The following is a 7,093-nucleotide window of genomic DNA, read 5'->3' as shown; positions in this document are numbered from 1 at the left end:
AGCGATCGAGCTGGTCGGGCGCTTCGCGCCACCGTGGGAGGGGGAAATGCGCCGCGGTTTCCCCATTCCGCTGGTCGAGGAACGCCGTCTACGGCGCCGGTTGTCGAGCCTGTCGAGACACGAGACACGAGACACGAGACCCGGTGAGCCGAGTTTGCGAGTCAGGTTGCGCGGTCTCGAGACGCTCGTTCCTCGCTCCTCGACCAACGAGATGGGGAGAGGTGCCCTATCTCCTGAGGAGACCCGATGAGGCAGTCCTCCCGCATGGTCGGGGAGACTGAGGGTATGACGATACAGATCAAACGCGCCTACGAGCCGGCGAGCGACAGTGACGGATGCCGCGTGCTGGTCGATCGCCTCTGGCCGCGCGGCGTATCGAAGGAGCGCGCACACCTTGACTCCTGGCTCAAAGAGGTGGCCCCCTCGCCCGAGCTGCGCACCTGGTGGCGCCACGATCCGGAGCGCATGGAAGAGTTCGCGCTGCGGTACCGGGCCGAGCTGGACGGGGATCCGCTCACCGTCACGGCGGTCGCCGCGCTGCGCGCGCTGGTCGCCCGGGGCCCGGCAACGCTCGTGTACGGGGCGAAAGACCCGCACGTCAACCATGCGCGCCTCCTCGCCGAGTACCTGGCTGAGTCCCCCGCGTAGTCGGCGCAGGGTGGGGAGGTTGGCGCAGGGGGGAACGTGCGCCGACTTGCCGGAGGTGTGCTGCGGGTGCCGGAACGTGCGCCGACGCTACCGCGGACAGCGGGTGCGCTGTGCGGTGCTGTCAGGCAGGCTCAGCTCGGGTACGGTGCGCCCGGCCGTGCGTAGAAGAACCAGGCGAGCCCGGTGCAGAGCACACAGAACACCGCGCAGCCGATGAAGAATGACGTCGGGCTCATTGCGGTGAGCGACAATCCCACGATGAGTGGCCCGAAGGCAGCGATCGCCGCGGTCCAGCCGATGGCGCCGCCGGCCTGGCGCTTGGGAAAGATCATGGGCATCTGCTTGAACGTGCCGGCATTGGCCAGCCCGGAGAAGAAGAAGATCGCGATCATGCCGCCGAGGAAACCGGAAAACTCGCCCACGTGCGTGGGGGTGAGGAAGAAGGCGGTGAATATCGTTCCCACGGCCATGCCTGCGCCGCCAAGGAAGGTGAAGATCGCCCCGCCGAAGCGGTCACACAGCGGCCCGCTGGCCGCGCGTACGAGCGCGCCGACCACCGGGCCGATGAACGCGAAGGCGAGCGGGTCTGGCGCGTTCTCGAAGTCACCGTAGACGTTCAGGATGATGAGGCCCATCTGGGCCGCGAGCCCGCTGTAGGCGCCGAAGCTCATCAGGTAGAGCGCGGTCATGATCCAGGTGTGCTTGATCCTGAAGATATCCATCTGCTGGCGGAAGTTCGCCGTGATCGGCACCCTGCGCAGGAACTTGAGCGAAAGAACGACGGCCAGCAGCACCCACGGGATGAGCACGAGTCCGCCGTTGTGCAGCCAGACGAACTGGCCGTTCGCCTCGCTCTGCGGGGTGAGGGCGGCGGTTCCGAGCAGGCCGAAGCCGACGACCCACGGCGTGAGCAGCTGGATCAGTCCGATGCCGAAGTTGCCGATGCCGGCCTGCAGCCCGAGCGCGGTACCGGCGAGGCGCTTCGGGAAGAAGTAACTCGTGGACGCCATCAAACCGGAGAACGCGCCGCCGCCGATACCCGCGGAAAAGGAGAGGGCGAGGAGTACCCAGTACGGCGTCGATGTGTCGCGGGCCGCCAGCGTCCAGCCGATCATCGGCAGCAGCAGCAGCGCCGAGGACAGCGCGACCAATACTCGGGAACCGAGAATGGGCGGCAGGAACATGAAGACGAGCCGGAGCAGGCCGCCGGCGAGACCGGGGAGCGCCACCAGCCAGTACAGCTGCTCCGTCGACAGGTCGAAGCCGATGCCGTTGAGCCGCGGGGCGATGGCGCTAACCAGATACCACGCGGCGAAGGTGAGCGTGAGGCTGTAGGTCGTGATCCACAGCGTGCGCCAGGCGAGTCGGGAATCCCACGTTTCATCGTGTTCCGGATCCCAGTTGGACAGATCCGACTTGAGGACGTTGGGAACGACGGGGTCTGAGACGGTGGACATATGATTCCTCGGGGGTGCGGGCCACGGTGGCCCGCTTGCTTGCCATCCTGATCGCGTCGGCTCCCGCGCTCAACACGCAAACACCGTGAAAAATGATTCGGCCTGCCGGGTGCCGGGTGCCGGGTGCCGGGTGGCGGATTGAGGAAGAACGCAGAAATCGGAATACTGCGCAGCCGTCAGGTCTTGCACCCAGAGCCGTCCCTGCACTCGGACAGGGCAGGTGAGCTGCACTGCGTCAGCCCGCGAGAAGAACAATGTGCCAGAAAGCGTCCCTCACGTGACTTCAGCAACCCCCGTCCGCACCTCCCGCACCCGCCTGCCCCGATGGGCCACGTCTTTCGGCGTGCAGATCATCGCCGCGCTGATCATCGGCCTGGGTCTCGGTCTGGTCGCCAAATACACCGGCAGCACCGAGGCGAGCCCCAACGGTCTGGGCGCCACGTTGAAGATCATCGGCTCGAGCTACGTGTCCCTGCTGCAGGCGGCCGTCGTTCCCCTGATTTTCACGGCCGTCGTCAGCTCCATCGCCAACCTCCGGCAGGTGTCCAACGCGGCGAAACTGGCCTGGAACACCCTGCTGTGGTTCGCCATTACGGCACTGATCGCCGTGACCATCGGCATCGGCCTGGGCGTTCTGGTGCGGCCGGGTGCCGGCACCGGACTGGCAGCGGATGCCGAATACGCCGGCCGGACCGGTGACTGGTGGGCGTTCCTCACCGGGCTGTTCCCCAAGAACTTCGTGGGACTCGGCGCCAGCACCACCGTGGTCGACGGAGCCGCGACCACCAACATCAGCTTCAACGTGCTGCAGATCCTGGTGATCGCCATCGCGGTGGGAATCGCCGCGTTGAAGGTGGGCAAGCCCGCCGAACCCTTCCTGAACCTGAACGCCTCGGCGCTGGCCGTCATCCAGAAGGTGCTGTGGTGGATCATCCGCGTTGCCCCGCTGGGCACGATCGGCCTGATCGGCAATGCCGTGGCCGTCTACGGCTGGGACACCATGGGGTCGCTGGGCAAGTTCGCGATCACCATCTACATCGGCCTGATCCTGGTTCTGTTCGTGGTCTATCCCGTGCTGATCAAATCCCACGGACTGTCTGTGAAGCAGTACTTCTCGGGTGTGTGGCCGGCCGTGCAGCTGGGCTTCGTGTCGCGCTCCTCCATTGGCACCCTGCCGCTCACGCAGCGGGTCACCGAGCGAAGCCTCGGGGTGCCCCGCGAGTACGCCTCCTTCGCCGTGCCGCTGGGCGCCACCACCAAGATGGACGGCTGCGCGGCCATTTACCCCGCGGTCGCCGCAATTTTCGTGGCCCAGTTCTTCGGTATCCAGCTGGACCTCACCCAGTACCTGCTGATCGTTCTGGTGTCGGTTCTGGGGTCCGCGGCCACGGCCGGCACCACGGGCGCCGTGGTGATGCTCACGCTGACCCTGTCCACACTGGGACTGCCGTTGGCCGGAGTCGGTCTCTTGTTGGCGATCGACCCGATCATCGATATGGGCCGCACCGCCGTCAATGTGGCGGGCCAGGCCCTCGTGCCCACCATCGTGGCCAAGCGCCAGGGCATTCTGGACGAGACACTGTACAACGCACCGCGCACCGCGCAGCCGTTCTCTGACGATGTCGAAGAATCGGCCCCGCGTGAGCTGGTCGATGGCGACGTCTCGGCGCCAACGACCCGCTGAGCCGGTGCGACGGACGAAAGATGACCGGGCACCGGACGGGCGTGGAAGGGGCCGGGGTACTGTGGAACGGTGAAAACACAGCTTAAACTCGGCGCCGACGTGCACGCCGTCGTGATTACCGTCTCCGATCGGTGTTCCCGTGGGGAGCGGCCCGATCTCTCCGGCCCCGCAGCGGTGGAGGCCCTCGCCGCCGCGGGTATTCCCTGCGGCGCGGCGCGGATCGTGCCCGACGGCGCGGAGAGCGTCGCGGGTGCGATCTCCGCGGCCCTGGCCGACGGGGCCCGCCTCGTGATCACCAGCGGCGGCACCGGGGTGAGCGCCCGCGACCGCACGCCCGAAGGCACCCGCCCGCTGCTGCGGGTTGAGCTTCCCGGCATCGCGGAGCGCCTGCGCGCGCAGAACGCCGCGACCATCCCCACCGCCGTGCTGTCCCGCGGCTTGGCCGGCGTGGCCGACTCCGCCGGAAACACCGGTGCCCTCGTCGTGAACCTGCCGGGCTCCACCGGGGGCGTGCGCGACGGCATCGGCCTGGTGGCTCCCCTCGTGAGGCACGTGCTGGACCAGCTCGACGGGGGAGACCACTGATGCCCGCGAGAGGCGGCACGCCCGGCTTCGCCCGGGTGACGGATGCCCTGCTCGACGTGAACGAGCACGTGGCGGCCGTCTCGACGAGCGCCGACGGCGCGGTGGTCACCTTCATCGGCCAGGTGCGGGATCACGACCCCGATGCCACCGGCGCGGTGACCGGCCTCGATTACAGCGCGCACCCCGACGCGGGGCGCATCATCGGCGAGATCGCCGACCGGGTACGGGCGCAGCATCCTCTGGTCACGCTCTGCGTCAGCCACCGCATCGGCCACCTCGATGTGGGCGACCTCGCCCTCGTGGCCGCGGTCGCGAGCGCGCACCGCGCCGTGGCCTTCGCCGCCTGCGAGGCGCTCGTCGAGACCGTCAAGGCCGAGGTGCCGATCTGGAAGAAGCAGTACGAGGCCGACGGCGCGCACACCTGGGTGGGTCTGACCTAGGTTCGGACCGGGCTCCCGCCGCTGGCCATCCCGGTGCCGATCCGGGTAGGCCTTTCGGGCGGGCGTGCAGCCGCTGACGCGCTCAGCCGCGCGTCGCGGGTAGCAGGGGGGCGCGCCCGACCGGCCGGGCGAGCCCCAGGTGTGAGCGCAGGGTGCGCCCGGCGTACTGGCGGCGAAAGACGCCCCGCTGCTGCAAGACCGGAACAACGTGGTCGACGAAGTCGTCAACGCCGGTAGGGAGGGTCGGCGGCATGAGGTTGAAGCCGTCGGCACCGCGCTCATCAACCCAGCGAATCATCTCGTCGGCGATCTGCTCCGGTGTGCCCACCATGGTGGCGTGGCCGCCTCCCGCAGCCAGCCGCCCGAGCAGCTGGCGCACGCTGAGCCGGCCTCCTGCGTGCCCCGCCACGGTCGAACAGATCTGCAGGATGGTGGCGTAGCGCCCCTGTGGACCGGTGAACTCGCCGAGGGGAACGAGCGACGGCATCGGATCGTCGAGCTCCCAGGCGGAGCAGTCCTGGCCGATGAACTGGGCGAGCTGGCGCAGCGAGTCCGCGGCAGGCAGCAGTTCGTCGAGCTCGCGCTGCTTCGCCAGGGCCTCGGCCTCGGTGGAACCCACATACGTGACGAGCCCGGGCAGGATGGGCACGGCATCCGCCTGCCGCCCGGTCTGCAGAATGCGGTGCTTCAGGTCGCGGTAGTACTCCTGGGCGCTCGGCAGGTCCGCGGCCACGGCGTAGACGGCCTCGGCGCGGCGGGCCGCGAGCGCCCGTCCGGGATCCGACGCGCCGGCCTGGAACAGCACGGGGTTGCCCTGTGGTGGGCGTGGCACGGTGAGCGGACCGTCCACCCGGAAGAACTCGCCCACATGGTCGATCGAGCGCACGCCGGCCGGGTCGGCGAAGCGCCCGGCACGGTCGTAGTGCAGGGCCTCGTCGGCCCAGGAATCCCAGAGTGCCAGGACCACCTGCACGAACTCGTCGGCGCGGTCGTAGCGCTCGGCGTGGGTGGGCATCCGCTCTAGGCCGTGGTTGCGGGCCTCTGCGTCCCACATGGAGGTGACGACGTTCCAGCCCACCCGACCGTCCGAGATGTGGTCGAGTGAGGCGAGCAGACGCGCGGCGTGGAAGGGCGTGTAAAACGTGCTCGAGACCGTGGTGACGAGGCCGATGTGGGTGGTGGCGCGGCTCATCGCGGCGAGGGCCGTGATCGGCTCAAGGAAGCCGCCGGGCCCGTCGGCGACCGGGCCGATCGCCTGCCCGTCGGCGAAGAACACCGCGTCGAAAAGGCCGCGTTCGGCGGTCTGTGCGAGGCCTTCGAAGTAGGCGATCGACCCGAGCTGTTCCACCGAGGAGAGCGGATGCCGCCATGCGGCCGCGTGATGACCGCAGCCATTGATGTAGAGGTTGAGGTGCAGCGGGCGGGTCATCCCTTCACCAGGCCGCCGTCGACGATCAGGTTTTGGCCGGTGACCGCGCGGCTCCACGGCGAGGCGAAGAACAGTGCCGCGTCGGCGAACTCGGCGGGCGTGGTCACGCGGCGCAGCGGGGTACCGGCCGCGATGACGTCGAAGACGGCCTCGGGGGTCGCGGCACTGGCATCCGTGGTGCGCAGCAGGCCTCCGCTGATCATGTTCACGGTGATGCCGTCGGGGCCGAGGTCGTGGCTGAGGGTGCGGGTGAGGGAGAGCAGGGCCGCCTTCGCCGCGGTGTAGTCGTGGTACGGCACGACGGGGTTCTGGAACAGGTTCGTGCCCACGTTGATGATGCGGCCGAAGCCGGCGGCGCGCATGCCCGGCAGGGCGGACTGCACCGTGTTGAGGGCGGCGCGCACGGTGCCCTCGAACTGGGTGCTGAGGTGTTCCCAGCGCAGGTCGTCGGCGTTTGGTCGCGCGTCGCCGTTGAAGGAGAAGTCGGCGAGGGCGTTGTTCACGACTGTCGTGACGGGGGCGCCGAAGTGGGAAGCGGCCTGATCGAACAGTGCGGCCACCTGACCGGGGTCGCGCACATCGGCGCGCACGGCGATGGCACGGTGACCCGCATGGGCGGCCACCTCGGTCGCCGCGTCTGCGCTGCCGAGGTAGTTGATCACGACGCGGGCGCCCTCGCCGAGGAACGCCGTCACGAGGTGGGAGCCAAGCCCGCGGGCGCCTCCGGTCACGAGCACGATCTGCTCGCGAATCGGGGGAGAGGACGGGGCCTCCGTCGCCGGTGCCGTGTCGAATTCTGTCGTTGTCGTCATCGATGTGCCTTTCAACCGGTGGCGAAGGCAGACCCGTG

At 68.8% G+C, this 7,093-nt stretch carries 7 protein-coding genes; 4 read left to right on the top strand and 3 right to left on the bottom strand.

Features of this window, described 5'->3' with window-relative positions; translation table 11 throughout:
- Window positions 1-285: 285 nt before the first annotated feature.
- Window positions 286-648, top strand: a complete 363-nt coding sequence (locus tag JF66_RS14795) for a DUF488 domain-containing protein (RefSeq protein ID WP_035879247.1) — start codon at window positions 286-288, stop codon at window positions 646-648.
- A gap of 131 nt (window positions 649-779) precedes the next feature.
- On the opposite strand, the gene JF66_RS14790 is transcribed toward JF66_RS14795, so the two are convergent.
- Complete coding sequence (locus JF66_RS14790; protein ID WP_051973580.1) at window positions 780-2,105, bottom strand: MFS transporter; 1,326 nt, start codon at window positions 2,103-2,105, stop codon at window positions 780-782.
- A gap of 277 nt (window positions 2,106-2,382) precedes the next feature.
- Here JF66_RS14790 and JF66_RS14785 point away from each other — a divergent pair, with 277 nt between their 5' ends.
- From JF66_RS14785 to JF66_RS14775, 3 genes are all read left to right on the top strand, one after another.
- Window positions 2,383-3,789: a dicarboxylate/amino acid:cation symporter gene (locus JF66_RS14785; RefSeq protein ID WP_035879234.1), complete on the top strand. Its 1,407-nt coding sequence runs from the start codon at window positions 2,383-2,385 to the stop codon at window positions 3,787-3,789.
- Between the two features lie 69 nt (window positions 3,790-3,858).
- The gene (locus JF66_RS14780; RefSeq protein WP_231556449.1) at window positions 3,859-4,374 is read left to right on the top strand and encodes a molybdenum cofactor biosynthesis protein B; all 516 of its coding nucleotides are present in this window, start codon (window positions 3,859-3,861) and stop codon (window positions 4,372-4,374) included.
- Window positions 4,374-4,814, top strand: coding sequence for a molybdenum cofactor biosynthesis protein MoaE (locus tag JF66_RS14775; RefSeq protein ID WP_035879233.1), 441 nt, complete (start codon window positions 4,374-4,376; stop codon window positions 4,812-4,814). Before JF66_RS14780 ends, JF66_RS14775 begins: the two co-directional genes overlap by 1 nt.
- A gap of 82 nt (window positions 4,815-4,896) precedes the next feature.
- Here the strand turns inward: JF66_RS14775 and JF66_RS14770 are convergent, their stop codons facing one another.
- Both JF66_RS14770 and JF66_RS14765 read right to left on the bottom strand, forming a co-directional pair.
- Window positions 4,897-6,243 carry an LLM class flavin-dependent oxidoreductase gene (locus JF66_RS14770; RefSeq protein WP_051973579.1) on the bottom strand — a complete coding sequence of 449 codons (1,347 nt, stop codon included), beginning with the start codon at window positions 6,241-6,243 and terminating at the stop codon, window positions 4,897-4,899.
- Window positions 6,240-7,055, bottom strand: a complete 816-nt coding sequence (locus JF66_RS14765) for a 3-oxoacyl-ACP reductase (RefSeq protein WP_051973578.1) — start codon at window positions 7,053-7,055, stop codon at window positions 6,240-6,242. The genes JF66_RS14770 and JF66_RS14765 overlap by 4 nt, the downstream gene beginning before the upstream one ends.
- Window positions 7,056-7,093 lie beyond the last annotated feature (38 nt).

The sequence above is a fragment of the Cryobacterium sp. MLB-32 genome (assembly GCF_000738085.1).
Classification (GTDB): Bacteria; Actinomycetota; Actinomycetes; order Actinomycetales; family Microbacteriaceae; genus Cryobacterium.
This window is presented reverse-complemented; position numbering and strand designations above follow the sequence as displayed.

Bases quoted from the DNA above. Each gene is read 5' to 3' on its own strand.
- JF66_RS14790 (WP_051973580.1), bottom strand. From the start codon at position 2,105: ATGTCCACCGTCTCAGACCCCGTCGTTCCCAACGTCCTCAAGTCGGAT.
- JF66_RS14795 (WP_035879247.1), top strand. From the start codon at position 286: ATGACGATACAGATCAAACGCGCCTACGAGCCGGCGAGCGACAGTGAC.
- JF66_RS14775 (WP_035879233.1), top strand. From the start codon at position 4,374: ATGCCCGCGAGAGGCGGCACGCCCGGCTTCGCCCGGGTGACGGATGCC.
- JF66_RS14765 (WP_051973578.1), bottom strand. From the start codon at position 7,055: ATGACGACAACGACAGAATTCGACACGGCACCGGCGACGGAGGCCCCG.
- JF66_RS14770 (WP_051973579.1), bottom strand. From the start codon at position 6,243: ATGACCCGCCCGCTGCACCTCAACCTCTACATCAATGGCTGCGGTCAT.